The sequence below is a fragment of the Pseudomonas sp. NBRC 111123 genome (assembly GCF_001320205.1).
GTDB lineage: Bacteria > Pseudomonadota > Gammaproteobacteria > Pseudomonadales > Pseudomonadaceae > Aquipseudomonas > Aquipseudomonas putida_J.
On the sequence record NZ_BCAZ01000028.1, the window covers coordinates 12,954 to 34,427 of the forward strand.

The window sequence follows — 21,474 nt, forward strand, 5'->3', positions numbered from 1 at the left end:
GCTGCGCTGCTCATGGCTGCACCTCATGGTTTTCGGCGATTGCGGTGCTCTTGGCGTGCACGCGGCGGGCGCTAAGGCGGTTGATTTCCTCGACCAGCACGGCCGGGTCGGTGAAGCCGTAGTAGCGGGTCCAGTGGCCAGTGCGGCCGTCGCCCACCAGGATCAGCGGTGGGTGCTGGCTAAGGTCGGCACTGAAGCTGCCCAGGCCCTTGAGGGTTTCGGTAATGGCGTACTGCGAGCCGGTCAGCCAGCTCCAGCCCGGGCCGTGCTGGAAGGACTTGGCGTAGGCCTGCAGGCGTTTGGCATCGTCACGCTGCGGGTCGACGCTGATCGACACCAGCTGGATCTCCTCCCCCACACGCCCACCCAGCTGTTGCTGGACCTTGCCCATGATCGACGACACCACCGGGCACACCGTGGTGCAACTGGTGTAGATGAACCCCATGACCACCAGCCGCTCGCCCACCAGGTCTTTCTCCAGGCGCACCGGCATGCCGTTCTGGTTGAGCAAGGGGACATCGGCAAAACGCACGCTGGTCTTCTCCTGGTGGGCCGCCGGCGGCTGCCCGGCGTGGCCGTCGTGGTCATGACCGGCATGGGCCAGCGCCAGGTTGCTGGCCAGGGCCAGGCTCAGGGCAAGCAACTGAAAAGAATGCTTGGCGTTCATCGCACATTCCTCACTTGGGTCTGGGAAGCGGCAGCTTCGGCGGCTGGCAGCACGCGCAGGCTGGTGTAGTTTTCTTCGGTGAACTTGCGCCCGAGCGACGGCGACTGCACATGCAGGTACCAGGCGCCCGCTTCGGGCAAGGTCAGCGCCGCCTGGTACACGCCCTCGCCCACCTCTTCGAGCGGCAGGTTGCGCGGCAGCGACGAGGGCGCCAGGAAATAGCGCAGGGTCAGGTCGGCGAGGCCGACCTGCGGCCGGCCGTCGTCGCCAACGATGCGTACCTTGGCGGTGAACACCGTCTGCTGGGGCATTGGCTTATCGAGGCCGATGAACTCGGCATGCGCCCCCCGGCGCTTGCTGGCATCTGGCGCCGCGGCCACATCGGTGCTGAAGCAGTGGATGATCTGCGGCTGGTTGAGCAGGAAGGCCACATCGAACGTGCCCGCCGCCGGCATTTTTACCGTCGAGCCATACACACCCGGTGCCAGCTCGCGCAGGCTGCGGTCGATGACCAGGGTCGCCCGGGCCTGGTGGCCACGGTTGTTGTAGCCGGACATCGGAGCATTCATGCCTTCGGCGTAGAAGTAGGTGGTGTTGTCCACCGGGTTGACCACGAACACCGAGTTGTCGTCACGCGACACCGACAAGCCCTGGGCCAATGGCAGGTCACCGGCCTGGCGCGGGGCCGCAGGGCCGGCTTCGAAGCCCTGCACGATCGGCTGGCGCCCTTCGCCCAGGCTGCTCAGGTTGATCATGCTGACCTTGGGTGAGGCCAGGCCACGTATATAGGCGTAGCCTTTGGTGAAGGTCAGCTGGTAGGGCTCGGCCGCCACCGGAACGCGGTGGATCAGCTTGTCGGTACTGGCGTCGATCACCAGGGCCTGGTTGTCCAAGGTGTTGAGCACGATGCCGTAGCGGCCATCGCTGCTGAAGCGCATCGGCCCCAGGCCGCGCTCGGCCTTGACGATGTGGCGCAGCTGGTGGCTGCGGGCATCGATCACCCGCACCGTGCCTTCTTCACCGTCGGCCACGTAAACCGCCTGGGACAGTGCCGAGTAGGCCACCGACAGCGGGTGCGGGCCGACCTCCAAGGTTTTCAGCAGGCGCATCTCGGAGATGTCGATGATGCTCAAGGTGCCGCCGTCGCGGTTGCTGACAAAGGCGTAGCGCGAGTCGGCGCTGAAGGCGATTTCGTGGTGCCCGGAGCCAGTGGCGAACGACTTCAGGGGGCTGCGTGAGGGGACGTCGATCACCGTCACCCCGCCTTTGGACGGGTCGCTGCTGTTGTTGCCAACCCACAGCCGATGCTGGTCCGGCTGCAAAGCCACGCGAACCGGCGATTGGCCAGCGTCCAGGTTGGCCACACGGGTGAAGGTCTCGGTATCGATCACCGCCACCTGGCCACGCTCCGGGATCGACACGAATACCTGCTTGTCATCCCCGGTTGCCGCCCAGTCCATGGGCCGGCCCGGCAGGTCGATGCGCGCCAGGGTACTGGTGATGCCGCCCACCGAAACGGTCGGGTCGATCACGGTCAGGCTGGCGTCCTTGTTCAGCACCAGCAGGAAGTAACTGTTCAGGTCCAGCAACGGGCGTGCACCGATGCTGCTCTTGAGGAACAGTGCAACGCGGGCCTTGCAGCTCTGATCGCGGTTGCCGCCTTCGAGCGGTGCCGACTGCGCCGGATCGATCCAGGCCCCAGGCGCCAGGCCCGACAACGGCTGTCCGCTGGCCTGGTCGGTGACCTTGAAGCGCACGTTGGCGAAAGCGCCTTCGCGCAGCTCTGCGCCGGCCAGTGGCCGAGCTTCGAACGCCACGGTCACGCCGTCGCGGCTGAGCCGGTGCAGGGCTTGCGGGTCGGCAGGTTCCTGCAGCAGTTCACGCGCATCGCACCAGAGGTTCTCGTACATCACACCCAGGCCGATTAGCGCTGCGCCCACCACCACGCCCAGTACCGCGGGCCGAGTCTTCTTGTAGTTGTACATGCTCGCGCTCCCCTTCCTTTACTGGCCCGCGGCGGTTGCCGGCGGCAGGTCATTGGTCACCCGCAGGATGCCCCACAGTCCCGAGAGGTTGCCGTAGGCGGCATAGTCGCGGAACAGGTAGTCCCCCGACACTGCGTTGGCGCCACCGGCACTGGGCAGCATGAAGCTGAAGTGCGCGGCTGGCAGCACGCTCTCCTGGGCACCGATGTACATGGCCATCGGGTTGAGGCCGAAGCGTACCGAGCCAATACCTGGCAGGTTCATCGGGTAGCCGTTGAGGTCATTCTTCTCGGCCTGGTAGCTGTGCAGCGGCCAGATATGCCCGTCCAACTGATAGACCATGCCGCGGCTGCCACCACTGGGCATGACGATGTGGTTACGCACGGGCTGGCCCGGTTTGGCGTACAGCACCGGGGTCAGCGGGTCGCCGCCGACCAAGGCATTGGCGTAGGCCATGTGGGCGTTGGGCACATCGCCGAAGCCCAGGCCGTTGGCACGGCCGAATGGCGAGTCCGGGGCCATGCCGAAGCGCAGCCACAGCGGTTCGGTGCGGTAGTTGACGGCCATGTTGCCATTGTCCTGCGGGTCGCCCGCCGCGCCGTTGCCTTCCGTGTTGATGCCTTCCACCGGGCGGCCATCGGCCCAGCGCATGTTCAGCGCGCGCTGCCAGACCGTGACGAAGTCGCGGTAGTCCGCCTGACCGGTAACCTTCACCGTGGCCTGGGCACGGCTGGCGCTGTCCTCGGTCCAGGTAGCGGTCTGCGGCAGGACGCTCATGGCACCGACCAGGCCCTTCTGCGGTTGCTTGATGAAGTCCGACGGGGTCAGGTTCAGGCCACCGAACTCGATCGCCGTGGAGTTGATGTTGTCCACCGTGCGGCCCAGTTGCAGCACCGGCTTGCCTTCACGCTCCAGGTGGCCGGCGTAGTACTGGTACACCTTGCTCGGGTAGGCGCCACTGTTGCCGGCCCGGGGCGGCACGGTCTGCAACGGGTTGAGGCCGACGTTGGCACCATCGGACTTGGTGATGTCGTAGGCCAGCAGTTGGGCGTGCAGGCCGACGTGGCTGGACGGGCGCATCAGGTTGTTGGCAAAGGCGGTGGCGCCTTCGCTGTCGAAGCGGTCACGCTTGACCACGTTGTGCATCACCGCGGTGCTGGGCAGGTCCGGCATCACCTCGGGCAGGCGGTTCTCCAGGGTGATGCTGATGCAGTCACCCGCGTTGGCACGCAGGATCAGCGGCTCTACAGGTACACCCGCCTTCAGCTTGCCGGTGGTGGCGTCGAGGTCGGCCTTGCGCACGTACAGGATCGCGGTCGGGTCATGCAGCGGCGCACTGTGGCCACCGATGCTGAACGGCTCGCCGTCCTCCGGGTCGACCCCGCTCACCAGCGGGATACTGGTCTTGCGGTTGTTGAATACCAGGGTACCGCCATTGGCCCTGAGCGGGCCGCCGACATGCTGGCCAATCCCGGCGGGGTCATTGATGGCGACGCCGTTGCGGTTTTCCAGGATGTCGTTGGCCAGCGCGGCGACGATCTCATAGCTGCGCTTGACCGTGGCACGGGTGCCGATGCCGTTGGGGTTGGCCGTGGTTTTCGGGCAGATGCCGTCGAAGTTCACGGTGTTGCGCATGGCTACCGGCTGCGGGTTGTTGGGCAGCGGGAACAGGTCGGCACGCTGCGCGGTGTAGTTGCGCATAATCCCCCAGATGCCGTTCCAGTAGCCCTCCAGCGCTGCGTCCAGCGAGTACAGGTAGTCACCATTGGTGGCGGCAGAACTGGAGATCATCGACACCGGTGCCATGAAGCCCAGTTGCTCGGAAATGCCGATCATCTGCGACGACTTCCAGCCCGAGTTGGAGCTGTTGCCGAAGCCCGAGCCGTTCTGCAGCCATTTCACGCCATGCAGGGTGACGTTGTGCTCCTCTTCATGGCCACCGGCGTGCATGCGCAGGCGCACGTTGTCGCCGCTGTAGGTACGCAGCATGGGCGTGAACGGGTCGCCCGGTTCGCTGCCAGCCTTATTGATGTGCGGCGGGAAGCGCGTGGTACCACCGGTGGGGCCGACCGCCGAGGTGATCGCCGATGGCGCCATGTTCATCGCCGGGATGGCGCGGTCGGTGCGGGTCTGCAGGGCGTAGCTGAGGTCGCCACCGAGGCCGTCGGCCTGCATGCCGCGCTTGCCGTCCGGGCCGACCTTGTTCGGGTCGAACACGCGCAGGGCCAACGGTTCGTTACGGTAGTTGACGACGAACATGCCGGGGTCATCGACCGAGATGGCCTGCGGGCAAGGCCGGCTCGGGCAACCTGGGTTGATGCCGCCACGCTCCTCGACGATGGCTTCGAGCAGGTTCGACGCCTTGCCGCGCACCGGCGGGTTGATGGCGTAGCGGAAGCTGTCGGCGGTGGCCGGGAACGACTGGGCATTGGGGATGCCATCCGGGCCGGCACCGACATACACGCCCGCTTCATAAGCATGCTGGAAGTCGCTGTACTCGAGGAAGAACTCACGGTAGCTGTCGTTCTTGCCATCGCCATCGTGGTCGCCCGTCTGGATCACTGCCTGCCACGAGGTCGGGCCGCCGTCCTGGCGAGTGGCCGGGTCGTACAGCTTCTCGCCGGTTTCGGCGTGGTACCAGGTGGAACCGGCCGGTTCAGCCAGCACGGTGGCGTAGAGCCCGAGCTGCTGGTGGGTCGATGGGCCGAGGTGGTCGTGGGTGAAGATGGTGCCCAGGCCGCGGTCGACGTTGAACACGTTGACCAGCGGGTCGGCAAACCAGCGCTGCATGGCCGTGCGGGCACCGAGCCAGTCTGCCCGGCCGAAGCGGCCGAAGTACGGGTGCTGCTTGGCTTTCGGGCAGGCGGCGGTGCCGTCGCGAGTGTCACCCTCGCTGCAGTTGTTGAAGGCACGGATGGCATGCACGCGCTCGACCACACTGCCGGGCGAGAGGATGCCGTCTTCGTAGTTCCAGCCGTTGGCCGAGCCATCGGCGGCGGTCAGGTCCCACTTGGGCAGGTGGATGTGCTGGCCGATCACGTCGGTCGGGGTGCGCACCTGGTAGTCGTCCATTTCATAGAACGACGGGATCAGGTTGGTGTGCTGGTACATGGTGCAGTCGAAGGTGTTCATGCGCATCACCAGCGGCTCTGGCGGGCGCTGCTTGGTGATCACCGGCCAGGCGTCTTCCCACAAGGCGATGATGCGCGCCTGCGGGAAGTGGTAGCCGACCTTGTTGTACACCGCGTCGAACTGGATGTTGGCACCCTTGTAGATGCGCGGGCGGTCGGCGGTGAAGCTGGACGCGCCGCGGAAGTTGATGCCGGTCAGGCTTTCGCCGCTGAAGAATTCACCAACGCCCGAAGACTGGGTCAGGCGTTTGCCACGGTCATCCATGCACGGCTCGTAGAACGGTGCGCCTGCAGTCGGCAGCGCGCCGTTGGTGCGGAAGGCCTTGGGCACCGGCTGGCTGCCGGGGATCAGCGCGTAGCTGGGGTGCTCGGCCATGGCGTGGAACTGCATGGCGGCCTGCTCGACGTCGGTGCCCTCTTCCGGCAGGTAGATCGGCTTGGCCCGGTGCACCACCTTGGAGAAATCCAGCTTGGTGGTGGTGGTCACGGCCTCACCGCCAGCGGATACACCGTCCAGCGCGTGGCGCCCAAGGCCACCGTCCCAGCCATCGACCTGGTTGGGGTCGAGGTTGGCCCACAGGGCCTTGCCGCTGTCCTTGAGCTGCCGGGCCAGAGCCGGGTCGAGCATGTCCAGTGGCGGGGTTGGCGGGCGGTTGCCGACGCTGCTTTCCATGCCACCGATCCAGAACGGGTAGCCTGGGTTCTTCAGGGTGCCGTCAGGATTGCGGTTGGCTTCGCTGCGGTCGACCAGGGCCAGTGAACCAATTGCCTTGGCTGCGCCAGGCGGGTGGGCGTGGTCGTCATCACCGTCCATTTCAGGTGGGTTGTCGTCGTTGGCGGCGACCTGCTCGGCAGCGAGCTTGGGCACAACCACGACCTTGCCAGGCATCGGCGCCATGGCCTTGCCAGGCAATGGCACGATAGCCGGGATCGGTGTGCCGGCAACGATCTCGCCGTCGGGCAGTGCCCGTGCCCCGACAGCGGGTTTACCGCTGCGCAGTGCGAACGGGGTGCTGTGGAAGCCGTTCGCGCCTTGCCCGCTGACGTCCAGCCGGGTGCCCTCCTCGAACACGTCATGCACCCGCCACATGGCCCACATGCCTTGGGCGAAGTGCGGGTAGAAGTGGCAGTGGTAGATGGCGTCGCCGGCCACGCGGTTGCGGTTGCCCGAGCCGCCATTGGCAATTTCGTAGGTGTAGCCGACACCCGCACCGATGCCCTGGGCATCGATGTAGTCGGAGTTGTCGTCATTGGGGTTGAACAACCACTGGTGCCCGTGCAGGTGGAAGATGTGCTGCTCGTGGCCGTTGTGGGTGTTGCGGAACTTGGTGAAATCACCGATGTAGCTGTGATGCACGTTGGCAGGTTCCGCCGGGTACAGGGCCATGCTGGCCTTGACCCCGGTGGCGCTGGCCGGCGGCACTTCGCCGGGGCGGATATGTTCGAGGCCGACGTTGGCCGGCACATCGACCAGGGTGCCGACATCGCCCACGGTGTGCGCACTGAGGAAGAACTCTTCGTAGGCGCACGACAGGCAGTCATGCATCGGCCCCACGCCCAGGCGGTTGGCGACCACCTCGGCGCCCATGCCGCCGGAGCCGTAGTTGATCATGAACGAGTCGCGTGCCGGTTCCAGCACATGCCCCATGACCGGGTCGGCCCAGTAGCCGGGGAAGGCCTGGGTGCCGGCCACTTCGTCGGCGAACTGCGAGGCGAAGTCGCGGAACGCCTCGAGCCGGTTGGGCAGTGCCGGGTTGCGCTTGCCGATGTTTTCCAGCGGATAAGTGGACTTGGGGAAGCTGCCATCAGGGTTGGGGCCCATGACGATGGCATCGGTTTCGCTGTTGAGGATCTCGTTGCCGTCGATCATTGCAATGATCGGCTTGCCGGCCTTGCCCTCGGTCACCCACGGCTCGCGCTGCGGGTAGCGGGCCTCGTAGTCGATCACTGGCTGGCCGGTGGCGGTACGCCCGGTGGTGGCCAGGCGCATTTCCTCTTCAGTCAGGGTGTTGCGGTAGGTGCGCCCACCTTTGGGCACCACCACCACCTGGCCGAACAGGCCGTTGGCGACGTTACCGGCAGTCCCCTCGCCGCCGAAGGTGGCGGCCTTGCTGGTGGCAGCAAACGCCCCTTCGCGTTCGGCATACAGGGTGTAGCTGCGAGTGCTGCCCGGGCTTACCAGGAAGTTGCCGTTGCGGCCGGTGTTGGCGGAGATGTCGGCAATGCTGTTGACCGCCTGCAGGCCGTTGACCTGGAAGCCGACCATGCGCTCGGCCACCTGCTCATCGGCGACAAAGCCTTCACCGGCTTCATTCTCGACCTCTGTCTGCGGCCCCTCTTCGCCCTCAGGCGCTTCGGCTTCAATACCATGCTTGTTGGGGTTGGCCCTGTAGTCGAGCAGGTTGGTGAGGTTGACCGTGAGGCAGTCCCCGGCGGCTACGCGCAGCACGATCGGCCGTGGGCGCTTGTCGGGGCGCAGGGTGACCTTGCCCGGCACGGCGGCCCCGCCCTTGCTCAGCGGTACCTGGCGCTCATCCACCACATCCTCGCGCAGGGCGTAGATCATGCCGTTGGCGTTCTGCGCACCAAGGCGGTTGAACATCAGCGGCTGGTCCAGGGCCACCACATTGGCCACCAGGGTGCGCTGGCACTGCACGGCAGCCTCGCTGGTCGCTTCCCAGCCAAACAAGGCCAAGACAAGTGATGTCAGGACGGGGCCTTTGTTCGGGATCGACATGCTGCACCTCCGGGACACAGGGACACTGTGGAGGGTTTCAGCAAGGTGTGTGCCATTTGCGAATGGCTTTTTATTTCAGTGAGTTAGGTGCGTAGCGCAACAGATTGGGGAGGATTCCCCATGGCAATTCCCCGAATCGGGGGATGATAGGCATTGTCGTTTCCACGTCGAAGAATGCTACAAAGCGTTGAGAAGCGTCCAACTGCTCCGAGAATTGATTCCTCGATAGTGTTCGGGGTCTGCGTGATTGCGCCTGATCGCCATGCATCCGACCACTACGAGCAATCAGCCGATGAGTGACGCCCCTGTCAGCCGCGCCCCATCCAGGCCCGCCTGCAGCGCACGGGTGCCGATCCTGCCGGTGCGCTATGCCATCGTCCCGCGAGCGGGCGATGCGCCACCCTGTCGCTATACCGATTCCGGTTTCGCCCTTGAACAGGTTTTCCCCACGCTGCAGCACTCCGCCTACAGCCCGCCCCTGTGGACCCCCACCTTGACAGCACGCATCACCGGTTTGCTGGCCATGCGCAGTGGCGCAAACGGCACATGCGCCAAGCCTTCATGCCCTGGCGCGCCACTGCCCCTACACCCAACCGAAGATCCCTGCCGTGGTGGTGCTCAGCGATGCCGAAGGCATGGCCCTGGACCTGAGCCTGTCGGTGTCAGCCTACCCGCACCAGATGGGTGACCTGATGCCCGCCGAGCAGCTGCTGGCACATCATCTGCCTACTTTTCAACGTGCGGGCAGCACCTGCACCACCTGAGGCGTTTGAAGAGGTGCCTGTTCAATGAACCAGGCGCAAATCCAAATGACCCACGCAACTGATGGCTAAAACAAGCCGATTCACGGTTCACAGGGCCGCCAGTAACCCTTCGTCGGCACACGTAAAAAAATCCATGAAAATCACTGAAACAAGTTGAACATCCAGCTCCGGCAAGCTTCAAAACGTTGATACGTGCCATCCTTTTGCCAGGAGCCTGACACCTATGCCCATCCAGCCTAACCTGCTGTGCCAACGCCCAGGAATCCAGCAGCCATGAACATGAAGATGCCTGGCCGCGCGCCCAATTCCAGTTTGCAGCTCGATTACGTCCGCGACACCCTGTTCGGCCCCGTGGCTTTGAGCGTTGAATGCCAATGCCAAATGGCGGCCCTCAGCCTGCAGGGCCGCCCTGCCCTGCGCCTGCACATCTGCCCGCCGCTGCCGGACAAGGTCGAGCGCGCGCACAGCGTGGCATTCGTATGGGACGGTCAAAGTTATCGTGGCGTGGTCCGTGACCATGGCAAATGCGGTGATGGCGGCCTGAACCTGCTGCTGGAGCTGCAATAAGCCGATCAACGGCGGCGCAGCGGGCTGAACCTGACGCAAACGGTGGATCTCCATAACTACAAAGGCCTAGCCTTCTGGAGAACGCCATGAACAGCCCGTTGCTCAAGCTCTTCACCCACCCCTCCGACGCCTGGATCGAGATCCGCCGCGCCGAGGAGGACCACCCGCAACAGTACCTGCCGCGCTTGTTGGCGCTGGCCCTGATCCCTGCCCTGTGCCTGTTCGTCGGCACCACTACCTTCGGTTGGAGCCTGGCCGCACAAGAGCGGGTGCAATTGAGCATGGCCAGCGCCGCTCAACTGGCCGGGCTGCTGTATGCCACCACCGTGGTCGGGGTAATGTTGATGGGGGTGATGATCCGCTGGATGTCACGTGGTTTCGACACGCAACCGACGCTCAACCAATGCATAGGCTTCGCCGCCTATTGCGCCACGCCGTGGTTCTTCGCCGGTATCGTCGGCCTGCTGCCGATTCGCTGGTTGGCACTGCTGGTGCTGGTTGCCGCTTCAGCCTACGCCACACTCCTGTTGTACGGCGGCTTGCAAACCTTCCTGCGCCTGCGCAAGGAGCAGGCCATGCTGTTTTCCAGCTGCGTCTGGGGCGTGGGGCTGTTGTTGCTGGTGACCATCCTGGTGGCAATGATCCTGTTCTGGTCCGGTCTGACGCCGGAATACGTGCGCCCGGCCAGCCTCGGCTGACCGGGGCACTTCGGTGCTCAGGCGATGGCCCTGAGTGCCGCCGGGTGGCTGTCTCGCAGGGTGTGCAGTTGGCCGACCAGGTGCACCAGGTCACGGCAACTGTTCAAGCTCTGCAGCGAAACCCCGGAGAGAGTGACGCCCTTCTCCAGGTTTTGCCCCTGACCCAGGCGAATGGTCAGGGTGGTGCCGTCCGGGCAGCTGACTTCGCAGCGATCTGGCAGACAGGCCTGCTCGATGATCTGCCGCATTTCCAGCATCGAAACTCCAATCAACGCCATGTTACGACCCTCTCTGTACTGGATGGCCTGTTATGTGTGAGTACGCCTTTGGCAGGCAGGGTGCCAATTGATATTGCTCATGCCCAAGCGGCCGTCCATGCGCCGGGGAAATGATCGTGCAAAGAACCCTTTAGCACCTTAGTGGAAGAACGATCAAAGGCCTCGCCTGTTCGATCGAATGCGAGCACTTCGCGACAGGCGGTCACCCTTATTTATCAGCCAATGACGCCCATAGATGCTGCGCGGCATATGCGCGCCAAGGGCGCCAGGCCAAGGCGCGCTCGGCCAGTTGAGCGTCAGGCCCTTCCAGCAGGCGTAACGCCTTGACCAATGCCACATCGCCCAGCGGCAATGCGTCATGGGCACCTGCTTGGCGCAGTGCCAGGTAGTGGGCACTCCAGGGACCGATCCCTTTCAGATGGCAGAGGTTGGCCAGCAGCGGTTCCAGCGCCTGGCCCGTTCGTAGCAATGTTGGCTGCGCCAGTAACGCTCGCGCCAAAGTACCAAGGGTGGCAGCGCGTGCGCGGGGCATGCCCAGGTTTTCCAGGTCGGCGTTGGCGAGCACATTCGACGTCGGGAAGACATGTGTCAGGCCAGCGGCCGGCAGACGCAACGGCTGGCCGTGGCGCGCCACCAGGCGTCCGGCCAGGGTCATGGCACCGGCCACGCTGATCTGCTGACCCAGCACCGTGCGCATGGCTTGTTCGCAGGCGTCCCAGCCTTGCGGCACGCGCAGGCCTGGGTGGGCGGCGAGCAGCCTGGCCATCAAGGGGTCGCGGGACAGCTCGGCAGCAATGCGTGCGGGGTCGGCGTCAAGGTCGAAGAAGCGGCGGATGCGGGAAATCAGGGCGGGGACGAATCGGGCAGGCACGCCGCTGAAGCGGATGAACAGGCGGTCGCCATTAGCCGGCCTGGCGTCGAGCACAGCGTGCTTGCCGGCCACGGTGAAACTGCGGCGATAGGTGCCATCGCGGAAGGTTTCGATACCAGGGATACAACGGGCGGCCAGGAAGGCCAGCGTGGAAGGCCAGTGGTAGGGTGTGGGGTAGCGCAGCCACACGGTGTGCTGGCCAGAAGCGCTGAGTGAACGGTGCACGGCGTGCAAGTGGGACAGAGGCATCGCTGCATCATGCCAAGTTTTGTGTCGCTTGTACCGACGTATTCGCGGGTAAACCCGCTCCCACAGGGAACCCACATTGCTCGACCCTGTGGTCATCCTGTGGGAGCGGGTTTACCCGCGAACAGGCCGGTACAGGCAATCAATGATCGAGGCCAGCCCCCTCGCCCGCCATCTGTCCAAAGCGCCCGGCGTGGAAGTCATCGAACGACTCGGCAATCTCTGCCTGGCTATTCATCACGAACGGGCCATAGCCAACGATCGGCTCATCGATCGGTTCACCGCTGAGCAGCAGCAGGCTGGCGCCTTCGAGCGCCTCGATGGCCACATCTTCGCCACCACGTTCCAGAAGCACCAGGCTGGCCGGGCCCGCGTCACGCTCACCGTTGACTCGTACGCTGCCGCGCAGCACCACCAGCGCGGCATTACGACCTGCTGCGACCGGCAATTGCAGGTTGGCACCGGCCTTCAGGTGCATGTCCCACACGTCCATCGGCGTGAAGGTCCGCGCCGGGCCCGAATGGCCCTGATAGCCACCGGCGATCACCCGCAGGCTGCCGGCGCCGCCTTCCAGTTGCACCACGGGGATGTCCGCCGACAACAGCGTCTGGTAACCCGCCGCCGCACGCTTGTCACGTGCTGGCAGGTTGACCCACAGCTGCACCATCTCCAGCGTGCCGCCGCTGCGGGCGAACGCCGGGGAATGGAACTCTTCGTGGATGATGCCGTTGGCGGCCGTCATCCACTGCACGTCACCTGGGCCGATCAGGCCGCCGGCCCCCGTCGAGTCGCGGTGCTCCAGCTCGCCTTGGTAAACGATGGTCACGGTCTCGAACCCGCGGTGCGGGTGCTGGCCGACACCGCGACGGTCACTGGTCGAAGTGAAGTCGTAGGGGCCGGCATAGTCGAGCAACAGGAACGGGCTGATCTTGCTCGCCAGATTGTCGTAGGTGAACAGGCTGCGCACAGGGAAACCATCGCCAACCCAATGGGCGTGAGGGCTACGGTGGATACCCAGGATCTTTTTCATGAGAAGTCTCCTCTCTAAGCTGGGCTAACCTTACCAATGAGCTCAAAAAGCCGGTAGCCAGCTTAAATGGCACTGATCGTCCCAATAATGGAACAGTCGCTCACGCCTGCAGAAAATCGAGCACCTTTTGCGCAGCCATCGCTGGGTCTTCCTGCATGAAGCAGTGCCCGCCCGGAACCTGAAGGGCGCTCACCTCAGGGTTCAGACTGGCCAGGCGCTGCGCCGAGTGCGGCACGAAGGGGTAGGTCTGTTCGCCATGAAGCACCAACGTGGGCACCTGGATGGAAGCCAACTGCGCCCACAGGCGCGACGGGAACGAGCTGAAAATCTCGACTTCGCGGCTGGGCCGGCACTTGAGCACCACACCCTCATCGCAATCGCCAATCGCGTGCTCGACATACGCCTGCAGCGCCGCGTCGCTCCAGCCTTTGAAGATGCCACGCCCCTGCAGCGATGCCCGCGCCGACTCACGGTCGGGCCAATGGCTGCACCGGCTGGCAGCCTTGCGCGCCAAGGTATGCCGGCGGTGCAAGCCGACCAGCGCAGCGGCGCCCATCACGCCGATCCTGCGCTGGCTGAACAGCACAGGGTCGAGCAATACGGCCCGGGCAAACAAGCCAGGCTGGCTGGCCAGCATCAAACCGGTGAGCACACCACCGAAACTATGCCCCACTGCGTACCGGGGAACCTCGCCATATTCCCCACGGCCGGCATCGAAGGCTTGCGCCGCAAGCGCAGCGGTACGGTTCCAGCCGCGGAAATCACCGCCATGATCGCTGTCGCCATGGCCCTGAACATCGCTGAGCCACACATCGAAATGTTCACTGAGGCTCATCAGCAGCGGCTGGTAGACCAGGCAGCAGAAGCCGTTGCCGTGCAGGAAGTGCAGCAGCGGCTTGCCGCTGGCTGGCGAGCGCCAGCCACGCAAGGTAAAGCCTTCGGAGGTCTCGAAGGACCAGGGGATCAGCTGCATTGGTTTACTGCACTCGACGGTTCATGAAAACGCCGATTCTACAAACAGCAATGGGTAAAGTGAAATCACCAGCAACACGGCCATCAGGACATTGAACAGCATCAACCAGCGTGGGTTCTGCAGCAGGTTGCGCAGGGCGCTGCCGAACATCACCCATACCCCGACGCTGGGCAAGTTGACCAAAGCGAACAGTGCGGCAATTACCACCACGTTGGTCACGTAGCCTTGGGCCGGCGTGTAGGTGGTAATCGCCCCCACCGCCATCACCCAGGCCTTGGGGTTGACCCACTGAAATGCCGCAGCCCCCCAGAACCCCAGTGGCTTGCGCGCGCCTGGCGAGTCAGCGCCAAGCGGCCCTGAGGTGGCGATCTTCCAGGCCAGGTACAGCAAGTAGGCCGCACCGGTGTAGCGCAGCACGCTGTACAGCACCGGCCAGGCTTTGAACACCTCGCCAAGGCCCAGGCCCACCGCGAGCACCATGACCATGAAACCGACGCTGATACCCATGGCATGCGGGATCGAACGGCGCACCCCGAAATTCACGCCCGAGGCCAGCAGCATGGTGTTGTTAGGCCCCGGGGTGATCGAGGAAACGAAGGCAAACAGCACGAAGGCGGTCAGCAGGTCGGCAGAGGCAAGCATGGCAGGCATTCCAGAATCGTTGCAGGTGCTGTCACACTAACGGAGTCGCCCTGCCCTGCGACCGATACAGTTACCTTAAATTATGCAGATACACATTACTGTACCGCTCACCACTGAACCATCCACCCAAGAACATGGAAGCCCCTGCATGAGCCTGACCATCCGCCCCGCCGTTCGCAGTGATGCTGCGCAGATTCTCGCCTTTATCACCGAGCTGGCCGAGTACGAGCGCGCCCGTCACGAGGTAGTTGCCACCGTTGCCGACATCGAGCATAGCCTGTTCGATGACGGCAGCACCGTGCACAGCCTGATCTGCGAACGCGACGGCAAGGCCATCGGCTTCGCCGTGTATTTCTACAGCTATTCCACCTGGCAGGGCCGCAACGGTATCTATCTGGAGGACCTGTACATCACCCCCGAGCAGCGCGGCGGTGGTGCAGGTCGTGATGTGTTGCGGCACATTGCGCGCGAAGCAGTGGCCAAAGGTTGCGGGCGGTTCGAGTGGAGCGTACTGGACTGGAACGAACCTGCGATCGGTTTCTACAAGTCCCTGGGGGCCGAGCCACAGGATGAGTGGGTGCGCTATCGGCTCGATGGCGACAAGCTGTTGCAGTTTGCCCAGGGTTGATCGACTGACGCTTCACCTGATCCGCGTTTACCCGCATGTCGCAACCACTTTGGCAAACCCTCTGGAGTCCACCCTTGGAACTCAGGCAACTGCGCTACTTCGTCAAGATCATCGAACACGGCAGCCTTGGCCGCGCCGCGCTCGAACTGGAGGTCGGCGTCTCCGCCCTGAGCCAGCAGATCGCCAAGCTCGAAAGCGAATTGTGCACCCGCCTGCTCAATCGCAGCAGCACGGGGGTCACGCCAACCAGCGCCGGCATGGCCTTCTTGCACCATGCCCAGCTCAGCCTGCGCCAGGCCGAGAATGCCATTCTGGCCGCCCACCGTGGACGTATGAGCGGTTACGTCACCGTCGGCCTGCCGCCCACTACCGCCACCGTGCTCGCACTACCGCTGATCAACGCCATGCGTGAGCGTTACCCCGATATCCAGCTGCACCTGGTGGAAATGCTTTCAGGGCACCTCGCCGCGCAGCTCAATGCCCGGCAGATCGACCTCGCCATCCTTTTCCAGCTCGAGGGGGGTAAACGCTGGAGCGTGACGCCGCTGCTCGACGAAAAGCTCTTCGTCATCAGCCCTCCACAGCTCCCCCACGCCCCCTCGGGCAGCAGTGTGCAGCTGGCCGATCTGGGCCAGCTGCCGCTGGTCATGCCCAGCGCCCAGCATGGCCTGCGCTCGACGTTGATGGCCGCTTTCGAACGCTTCGGCCTGGTGCCGAACATCATCATGGAAGTCGATGGCCTGGCGGTCCTGATGAACGCCGTGCGTGCCGGCCATGCCGCCACCATTCAGCCGGGCGCCGCAGCGGCGCTCAAGGGTGAAAGCGGGCTGTGTGTCGCGCAGATCAGCGACGCCCACGTCGGCCGGCGCAACCTGCTGGCAACCTTGGCGGACGATGAACTGTCACCTGCCGCACTGGCCACCCGGCGGGTGATCATCGACGTCGCGCGCCAGCTCGTCAGCCAGCAGCAATGGCCAGGCGCAACCTGGATCGAAGACGCCAGCCTTTAGTAAAACTGAACACCCCATGCCGTAGCCCGCCTTTCGGCGCCCGGCCGGCTCCCCTACTTTCTCCTCACTCGCAAGGGGCCCTTCGTTCACGCCTCCTTGCGACCGAGGAGCGAAAATGATCGATGTTCTTGTAATCGGCGGTGGCAACGCCGCCCTCTGCGCCGCGCTGATGGCCCGCGAGGCCGGTGCCAGCGTCATGCTGCTGGAAGCCGCGCCCAGGGCGTGGCGTGGCGGCAACTCGCAGCACACCCGCAACCTGCGGTGCATGCACGACGCGCCCCAGGATGTGCTGGTCGATGCCTACCCCGAAGAGGAGTACTGGCAGGACCTGCTCAAAGTCACAGGCGGCCTGACCAACGAAAAGCTGGCACGCATTGCCATCCGCGCTTCTTCCAGCTGCCGCGACTGGATGCGCCGCCATGGCGTGCATTTCCAGCCGCCGCTGTCTGGCGCCCTGCATGTGGCGCGGACCAACGCGTTTTTCATGGGCGGCGGCAAGGCACTGGTGAACGCCTACTTCCGCAGTGCCGAACGGCTTGGCGTGCAGGTGCGCTACAACGCCCCGGTCAGCGATATCGAACTGCAGGGCGGCAAATTTGTCGCCGCCCACCTGGCCGCGCGCGAAGCAGAGGGTCGGCAGCTGCCTGCCGAACGTATCCAGGCCAGGGCCTGCGTGCTGGCGGCGGGCGGCTTCGAATCCAACCGTGAGTGGTTGCGTGAAGCCTGGGGCCAGAACGCCCGTGGCGAATGGCCGTCGGACAACTTCCTGATCCGCGGCACGCGCTTCAACACCGGCATTCTGCTCAAGCGCATGGGCGAACTCGGCGCCGACATCATCGGCGATCCGACCCAGGCGCACATGGTCGCCATCGACGCTCGCGCACCGTTGTATGACGGCGGTATCTGCACCCGCATCGACTGCGTGTCGCTGGGCGTGGTGGTCAACCGCGACGGCGAGCGTTTCTACGACGAAGGCGAAGACTTCTGGCCCAAACGCTATGCCATCTGGGGCCGCCTGGTGGCCGGCCAGCCGGGTCAGCAGGCTTACTCGATCATCGACCAGCAGGCCATCGGCCGCTTCATGCCACCGGTGTTCCCTGGCACCACGGCCAATACCCTGGCGGAGCTGGCGCGCAAGCTGGGCCTGCCAGAAGCGCAGTTTTGCCAGACCATCGAGGCCTTCAACAACGCCTGCCAGGTCGGCACCTTCGACCACACCGCGCTCGACGACTGCCACACCGCCGGCCTGACCCCAGCCAAGACCCACTGGGCCCGCCCGCTGGTCAAGCCGCCGTTCCACGCCTACCCGCTCAAGCCAGGCGTCACCTTCACCTATCTGGGCCTGGCCACCGACGAAACGGCCGCCGTGCATTTCGCCGGAAAGCCCAGCCCAAACCTTTTCGTCGCAGGAGAAATGATGGCCGGTAACGTACTGGGCAAGGGCTACACCGCCGGCATCGGCATGGCCATTGGCACGGCATTCGGCCGTATCGCCGGCGTCCAGGCGGCGGCCAGCGCGGGCTTCGTCGATAACCGCGAGGTGCGCCATGCAGCTGTTTGAACCACAGGCACAAAGCGAACTGATCCCGGTGCTGAATGTGCACGAAAGCGAAGTGCAGCGGCAGATGACCATCTGCAATGCCTGCCGCTACTGTGAAGGTTTCTGTGCGGTATTTCCGGCGATGACCCGGCGCCTGGAGTTCGCCCAGGCCGACATCCACTACCTGGCCAACCTCTGCCACAACTGTGGCGCCTGCCTGCACGCCTGCCAGTACGCGGCGCCCCACGCCTTCGAGGTCAACGTGCCCAAGGCCATGGCCAAGGTACGCCTGAACACCTACGTCGAATACGCCTGGCCGCGCGCCCTGGGCCGCCTGTACCAGCGCAACGGCCTGACCCTGGCGCTGGCCAGCGGCTTCGGCCTGGTGCTTTTCCTGTGCCTGAGCCTGTTGGCCATGGGCAACCTGTTCACGCCCATGCCTGGGGGCAACTTCTATGGCATTTTTGCGCACAACACCCTGGCGCTGATGTTTGGCGCGGTGTTCGGCTTTGCGGTCATCGCCTTGGGGCTGGGCGTACGGCGGTTCTGGCGCGACATCTCGCCACCTGCGGCAGACGCCAGGCTGAAATCTGCCGCTGCACTGGAAGCGACGGCCAGCGTGGCCAAGCTCAAGTATCTGGACGGTGGCCATGGCGAGGGGTGCAACAACGCCGATGACCGCTTCACCTTGTGGCGGCGGCGCTTCCACCACCTGACCTTCTACGGTTTCCTGCTGTGCCTGGCCGCCACCGCGAGCGCAACGCTCTACCACTACCTGCTGGGCCTGGCGGCGCCCTACCCGGTGCTGAGCCTGCCGGTCATGCTCGGCATCGCCGGCGGCATCGGCCTGCTGGTAGGCCCTGCCGGGCTGCTGTACCTCAACCTGCAGCGCAACCCCGCCCACGGCGACAGCGAGCAGAAGCCCATGGACATCGGTTTCATCGCCCTGCTGTTGCTGGTCAGCGCCAGCGGCCTTGCCCTGCTGGCGTTTCGAGAAACCAGCGCCCTTGGCCTGCTGCTGGCCCTGCACCTGGGGCTGGTGATGGCGTTCTTCCTGACCATGCCCTACGGCAAGTTCGCCCACGGCATCTTCCGCAGCGCCGCGCTACTCAAGCACGCCATCGAGAAACGCCAGCCCAACCCGATCAATGCCGGCAGCGACTGAACATCGCGCCACGCCTCAAAAAACAACAAAAGCGAGCAAAACGGTAGCCATGATGAAAACAACAACACAGACCAGGGGTGCCAAGCTGGGCGCCATCCTGCGGGTCACCAGCGGCAATTTCCTCGAGCAGTTCGATTTCTTTCTGTTCGGTTTCTATGCCACCTACATATCCCAGACGTTCTTCCCGGCCACCAGCGAGTTCGCTTCATTGATGATGACCTTCGCGGTGTTCGGCTCAGGCTTTCTGATGCGCCCGTTGGGGGCCATCGTGCTGGGCGCCTACATCGACAAGGTCGGCCGGCGCAAAGGGCTGATCGTGACGCTGTCGATCATGGCCACTGGCACCGTGCTGATCGCACTGGTGCCGGGTTACGCCAGCATCGGCATCCTCGCCCCGCTGCTGGTGCTGCTGGGGCGGCTGTTACAGGGCTTTTCCGCCGGCGCCGAACTGGGAGGCGTTTCGGTCTACCTCTCGGAAATCGCCACGCCGGGGCGCACCGGCTTCTACACCAGCTGGCAATCGGCGAGCCAGCAAGTGGCGATCGTCGTCGCCGCGGCACTGGGCTTCGCCCTCAATGCCTGCATGGCAACCCACGAAGTGGCCAGCTGGGGCTGGCGTATCCCGTTCTTCATCGGCTGCGTGATCATCCCGTTCATCTTCATCATCCGCCGCTCGTTGCAGGAGACCGAAGCATTCAAGGCGCGCGGGCACCACCCGGGCGCTGCCGAGGTATTCCGCTCGATGTGCGACAACTGGCGCACGGTGCTGGCCGGCGGCTTGCTGGCGGCAATGACGACCACCACGTTCTACCTGATCACGGTCTACACCCCGACCTTCGGCAAGACCGTGCTGCAACTGAGCACCACCGAGAGCCTGATGGTGACCTTGCTGGTCGGGGTCAGCAACTTCATCTGGCTGCCCATCGGCGGCGCCCTTTCCGACCGCATCGGCCGGCGCCCGCAGCTGTTGGCGATTTCCCTGCTGTGCGTGGTCAGCGCCTACCCGGCCATGCACTGGCTGGCCGAGGCCGCCAGCTTCGAGCGCCTGCTGGCAGTATTGCTGTACTTCTCTTTCTTCTTCGGTATGTACAACGGCGCCATGGTCGCGGCGCTGACCGAGGTGATGCCGGCGAACGTGCGTGTGGTCGGGTTCTCTCTGGCCTTCAGCCTGGCCACCGCGCTGTTTGGCGGTTTCACGCCGGCCGTTTCGACGCTCTTGGTGCAGGCCACCGGAGACAAGGCATCGCCGGCTTACTGGCTGATGTTCGCAGCGGTATGCGGATTTACCGCAACGACCGTGCTGTATCGCCGAGCCAAGCCGGTAGCGGCCAGCACCTGCTGAGTCCCGATTGCCAAGCGGTGGTGCCAGCAGGTTCAGCTGCTGGCTCGCACCCGGTACATCAGCATCCCGACCAACAGCACATTGGTCAGCGCCAGCAGGCACAGGGTCAGCAACACCCCCATCGAGCCAAAGTGCTCGAACAGAAAGCCCCCCACCACTGGCGTGAGTGCCTGTCCGATCAGCGACGGCCGCGACATGCGGCCCATCAACATCACATACTGCGCTGGCGGCATCATCGCCAGCGGCAGCAGCCCCCGTACGATCGCCCGCAGGCCATTGCCGCAGCCGAACACCAGCAAGCCCACCGCCGTGGCTGCCGGCATAAAGGTCACCATCAGCAGCCCCACCAGTACCAGGCTCACCCAGGCCAGCGCGGTCCAGATCGGGTGGCGCTTGCCCGCCAGGATCTGCAGCACCCGCGATGCCACCTGGCTGGGGCCGAGCATCGCCGCCAGCCCGATGGCCACCGGCAGCGAATGCCCCAGGCCCTGCAGCACGGCCACCAGCTGCACGGCGATGGCGGTCATGATGATCGCACCGATGGCGAACATGCAGGTCAGCAGCAGGTACAGCGCGCGGTCCACGCCGGGCGCTTCGCCTGCTGCCTGTGCCTTGGCCGGCACCTCGACCCGGCCGCCCGCAGGCAGCACCCGCCAGTACAGCGGCGCGACCACCACGATCAGCACCAGCGCATAGCACACGCACGTCGCCCGCCAGCCAATGTGTTCGATGGCCAGGGCCACGGTTGGCCAGGACAGGGTCGAGGCGAAGCCGGCAATCAGGGTGATGCCGGTGATGGCCTTGCCCGCACCTTCGCCATACAACCCGCCGAGGGTGGCGAACAGCGCTTCATACAAGCCCATGGCCATGCCGATGCCGATCACCGCCCAGGCAAGCAGGAACAGGCCGAGGTCGTGGCTGGCGGCCATGATCAGCAGCCCTACCGCCACCACCGCGCCGCTGGCGGCCATTTGCGGGCGGCCACCATGGCGGGCGACCAGGCGGCTGGACCAGGGGGCGAACAGCGCCGAGACCATCAAACTCAGGGACAGCGCGCCGTAGACCCACTGGCTGGGCCAGCCGGTATCGCGGCTGATCGGGTCGGCCATTACCGCCATGAGGAAGAATGAGCCGCCCCAGACCAGGATTTGCAGCACGCCGAGGAGGACGATACCGAGGGGGCCAGGGAGGCGGTGGTAG

General features: G+C 64.8%; 16 protein-coding genes and 1 pseudogene. 8 read left to right on the forward strand and 9 right to left on the reverse strand.

Annotation, left to right across the window (positions count from 1 at the left end):
* Window positions 1-10 precede the first annotated feature (10 nt).
* Genes APH27_RS15395 through mnxG form a run of 3 tightly spaced genes read right to left on the reverse strand, consistent with a single transcriptional unit; the run spans window position 11 to window position 8,520 of the window.
* Entirely contained in the window at window positions 11-667 is a 657-nt protein-coding gene (locus APH27_RS15395; protein ID WP_027916716.1) for an SCO family protein, read from the reverse strand.
* Window positions 664-2,652, reverse strand: coding sequence for a cytochrome D1 domain-containing protein (locus APH27_RS15400; protein WP_060485264.1), 1,989 nt, complete (start codon window positions 2,650-2,652; stop codon window positions 664-666). The genes APH27_RS15395 and APH27_RS15400 overlap by 4 nt, the downstream gene beginning before the upstream one ends.
* An 18-nt stretch (window positions 2,653-2,670) precedes the next feature.
* A complete protein-coding gene (gene mnxG / locus APH27_RS15405; protein ID WP_060485265.1) occupies window positions 2,671-8,520 on the reverse strand; it encodes a manganese-oxidizing multicopper oxidase MnxG in 5,850 nt (1,949 codons plus the stop codon).
* 292 nt (window positions 8,521-8,812) lie between these two features.
* Here mnxG and APH27_RS25970 point away from each other — a divergent pair.
* The 3 genes and pseudogenes from APH27_RS25970 to APH27_RS15420 all read left to right on the forward strand — a co-directional run.
* Window positions 8,813-9,230, forward strand: a pseudogene (locus APH27_RS25970) (hypothetical protein); the annotation flags it as partial.
* Window positions 9,231-9,563: 333 nt separating this feature from the next.
* Window positions 9,564-9,851, forward strand: coding sequence for a hypothetical protein (locus APH27_RS15415; RefSeq protein ID WP_027916720.1), 288 nt, complete (start codon window positions 9,564-9,566; stop codon window positions 9,849-9,851).
* Between the two features lie 86 nt (window positions 9,852-9,937).
* A complete protein-coding gene (locus tag APH27_RS15420; protein ID WP_027916721.1) occupies window positions 9,938-10,549 on the forward strand; it encodes a Yip1 family protein in 612 nt (203 codons plus the stop codon).
* Window positions 10,550-10,566: 17 nt separating this feature from the next.
* On the opposite strand, the gene APH27_RS15425 is transcribed toward APH27_RS15420, so the two are convergent.
* The 5 genes from APH27_RS15425 to APH27_RS15445 form a co-directional block, all read right to left on the reverse strand.
* Window positions 10,567-10,827, reverse strand: coding sequence for a DUF1652 domain-containing protein (locus APH27_RS15425; RefSeq protein ID WP_027916722.1), 261 nt, complete (start codon window positions 10,825-10,827; stop codon window positions 10,567-10,569).
* A gap of 208 nt (window positions 10,828-11,035) precedes the next feature.
* Window positions 11,036-11,947, reverse strand: coding sequence for a DNA-3-methyladenine glycosylase (locus APH27_RS15430; RefSeq protein ID WP_060485267.1), 912 nt, complete (start codon window positions 11,945-11,947; stop codon window positions 11,036-11,038).
* Between the two features lie 139 nt (window positions 11,948-12,086).
* A complete protein-coding gene (locus tag APH27_RS15435; protein WP_060485268.1) occupies window positions 12,087-12,974 on the reverse strand; it encodes a pirin family protein in 888 nt (295 codons plus the stop codon).
* A gap of 100 nt (window positions 12,975-13,074) precedes the next feature.
* Window positions 13,075-13,947 (reverse strand): alpha/beta fold hydrolase, encoded by an 873-nt coding sequence (locus tag APH27_RS15440; RefSeq protein WP_060485269.1) that lies wholly within the window; start codon window positions 13,945-13,947, stop codon window positions 13,075-13,077.
* Window positions 13,948-13,968: 21 nt separating this feature from the next.
* Window positions 13,969-14,598 (reverse strand): LysE family translocator, encoded by a 630-nt coding sequence (locus tag APH27_RS15445; RefSeq protein WP_027916726.1) that lies wholly within the window; start codon window positions 14,596-14,598, stop codon window positions 13,969-13,971.
* A 139-nt stretch (window positions 14,599-14,737) separates the two neighbouring features.
* On the opposite strand from APH27_RS15445, the gene APH27_RS15450 reads away from it, so the two are divergent.
* From APH27_RS15450 to APH27_RS15470, 5 genes are all read left to right on the forward strand, one after another.
* The gene (locus APH27_RS15450; protein WP_060485270.1) at window positions 14,738-15,217 is read left to right on the forward strand and encodes a GNAT family N-acetyltransferase; all 480 of its coding nucleotides are present in this window, start codon (window positions 14,738-14,740) and stop codon (window positions 15,215-15,217) included.
* A gap of 74 nt (window positions 15,218-15,291) precedes the next feature.
* On the forward strand, window positions 15,292-16,227 hold the full coding sequence (locus APH27_RS15455) for a LysR substrate-binding domain-containing protein (protein WP_027916728.1): 936 nt from the start codon (window positions 15,292-15,294) through the stop codon (window positions 16,225-16,227).
* A gap of 115 nt (window positions 16,228-16,342) precedes the next feature.
* Window positions 16,343-17,788: an FAD-dependent tricarballylate dehydrogenase TcuA gene (gene tcuA / locus APH27_RS15460; protein ID WP_060485271.1), complete on the forward strand. Its 1,446-nt coding sequence runs from the start codon at window positions 16,343-16,345 to the stop codon at window positions 17,786-17,788.
* Window positions 17,775-18,932 (forward strand): tricarballylate utilization 4Fe-4S protein TcuB, encoded by a 1,158-nt coding sequence (gene tcuB / locus APH27_RS15465; RefSeq protein WP_060485272.1) that lies wholly within the window; start codon window positions 17,775-17,777, stop codon window positions 18,930-18,932. Before tcuA ends, tcuB begins: the two co-directional genes overlap by 14 nt.
* Before the next feature lie 49 nt (window positions 18,933-18,981).
* On the forward strand, window positions 18,982-20,274 hold the full coding sequence (locus APH27_RS15470) for an MFS transporter (protein ID WP_027916731.1): 1,293 nt from the start codon (window positions 18,982-18,984) through the stop codon (window positions 20,272-20,274).
* Between the two features lie 32 nt (window positions 20,275-20,306).
* On the opposite strand, the gene APH27_RS15475 is transcribed toward APH27_RS15470, so the two are convergent.
* Window positions 20,307-21,431 carry an MFS transporter gene (locus APH27_RS15475; RefSeq protein WP_060485288.1) on the reverse strand — a complete coding sequence of 375 codons (1,125 nt, stop codon included), beginning with the start codon at window positions 21,429-21,431 and terminating at the stop codon, window positions 20,307-20,309.
* Window positions 21,432-21,474: the final 43 nt, after the last annotated feature.

Bases quoted from the DNA above. Each gene is read 5' to 3' on its own strand.
- APH27_RS15420 (WP_027916721.1), top strand. From the start codon at position 9,938: ATGAACAGCCCGTTGCTCAAGCTCTTCACCCACCCCTCCGACGCCTGG.
- tcuB (WP_060485272.1), top strand. From the start codon at position 17,775: ATGCAGCTGTTTGAACCACAGGCACAAAGCGAACTGATCCCGGTGCTG.
- APH27_RS15425 (WP_027916722.1), bottom strand. From the start codon at position 10,827: ATGGCGTTGATTGGAGTTTCGATGCTGGAAATGCGGCAGATCATCGAG.
- APH27_RS15435 (WP_060485268.1), bottom strand. From the start codon at position 12,974: ATGAAAAAGATCCTGGGTATCCACCGTAGCCCTCACGCCCATTGGGTT.
- APH27_RS15415 (WP_027916720.1), top strand. From the start codon at position 9,564: ATGAAGATGCCTGGCCGCGCGCCCAATTCCAGTTTGCAGCTCGATTAC.
- APH27_RS15400 (WP_060485264.1), bottom strand. From the start codon at position 2,652: ATGTACAACTACAAGAAGACTCGGCCCGCGGTACTGGGCGTGGTGGTG.
- APH27_RS15440 (WP_060485269.1), bottom strand. From the start codon at position 13,947: ATGCAGCTGATCCCCTGGTCCTTCGAGACCTCCGAAGGCTTTACCTTG.
- APH27_RS15470 (WP_027916731.1), top strand. From the start codon at position 18,982: ATGATGAAAACAACAACACAGACCAGGGGTGCCAAGCTGGGCGCCATC.
- APH27_RS15430 (WP_060485267.1), bottom strand. From the start codon at position 11,947: ATGCCTCTGTCCCACTTGCACGCCGTGCACCGTTCACTCAGCGCTTCT.
- tcuA (WP_060485271.1), top strand. From the start codon at position 16,343: ATGATCGATGTTCTTGTAATCGGCGGTGGCAACGCCGCCCTCTGCGCC.
- APH27_RS15395 (WP_027916716.1), bottom strand. From the start codon at position 667: ATGAACGCCAAGCATTCTTTTCAGTTGCTTGCCCTGAGCCTGGCCCTG.
- mnxG (WP_060485265.1), bottom strand. From the start codon at position 8,520: ATGTCGATCCCGAACAAAGGCCCCGTCCTGACATCACTTGTCTTGGCC.
- APH27_RS15445 (WP_027916726.1), bottom strand. From the start codon at position 14,598: ATGCCTGCCATGCTTGCCTCTGCCGACCTGCTGACCGCCTTCGTGCTG.
- APH27_RS15450 (WP_060485270.1), top strand. From the start codon at position 14,738: ATGAGCCTGACCATCCGCCCCGCCGTTCGCAGTGATGCTGCGCAGATT.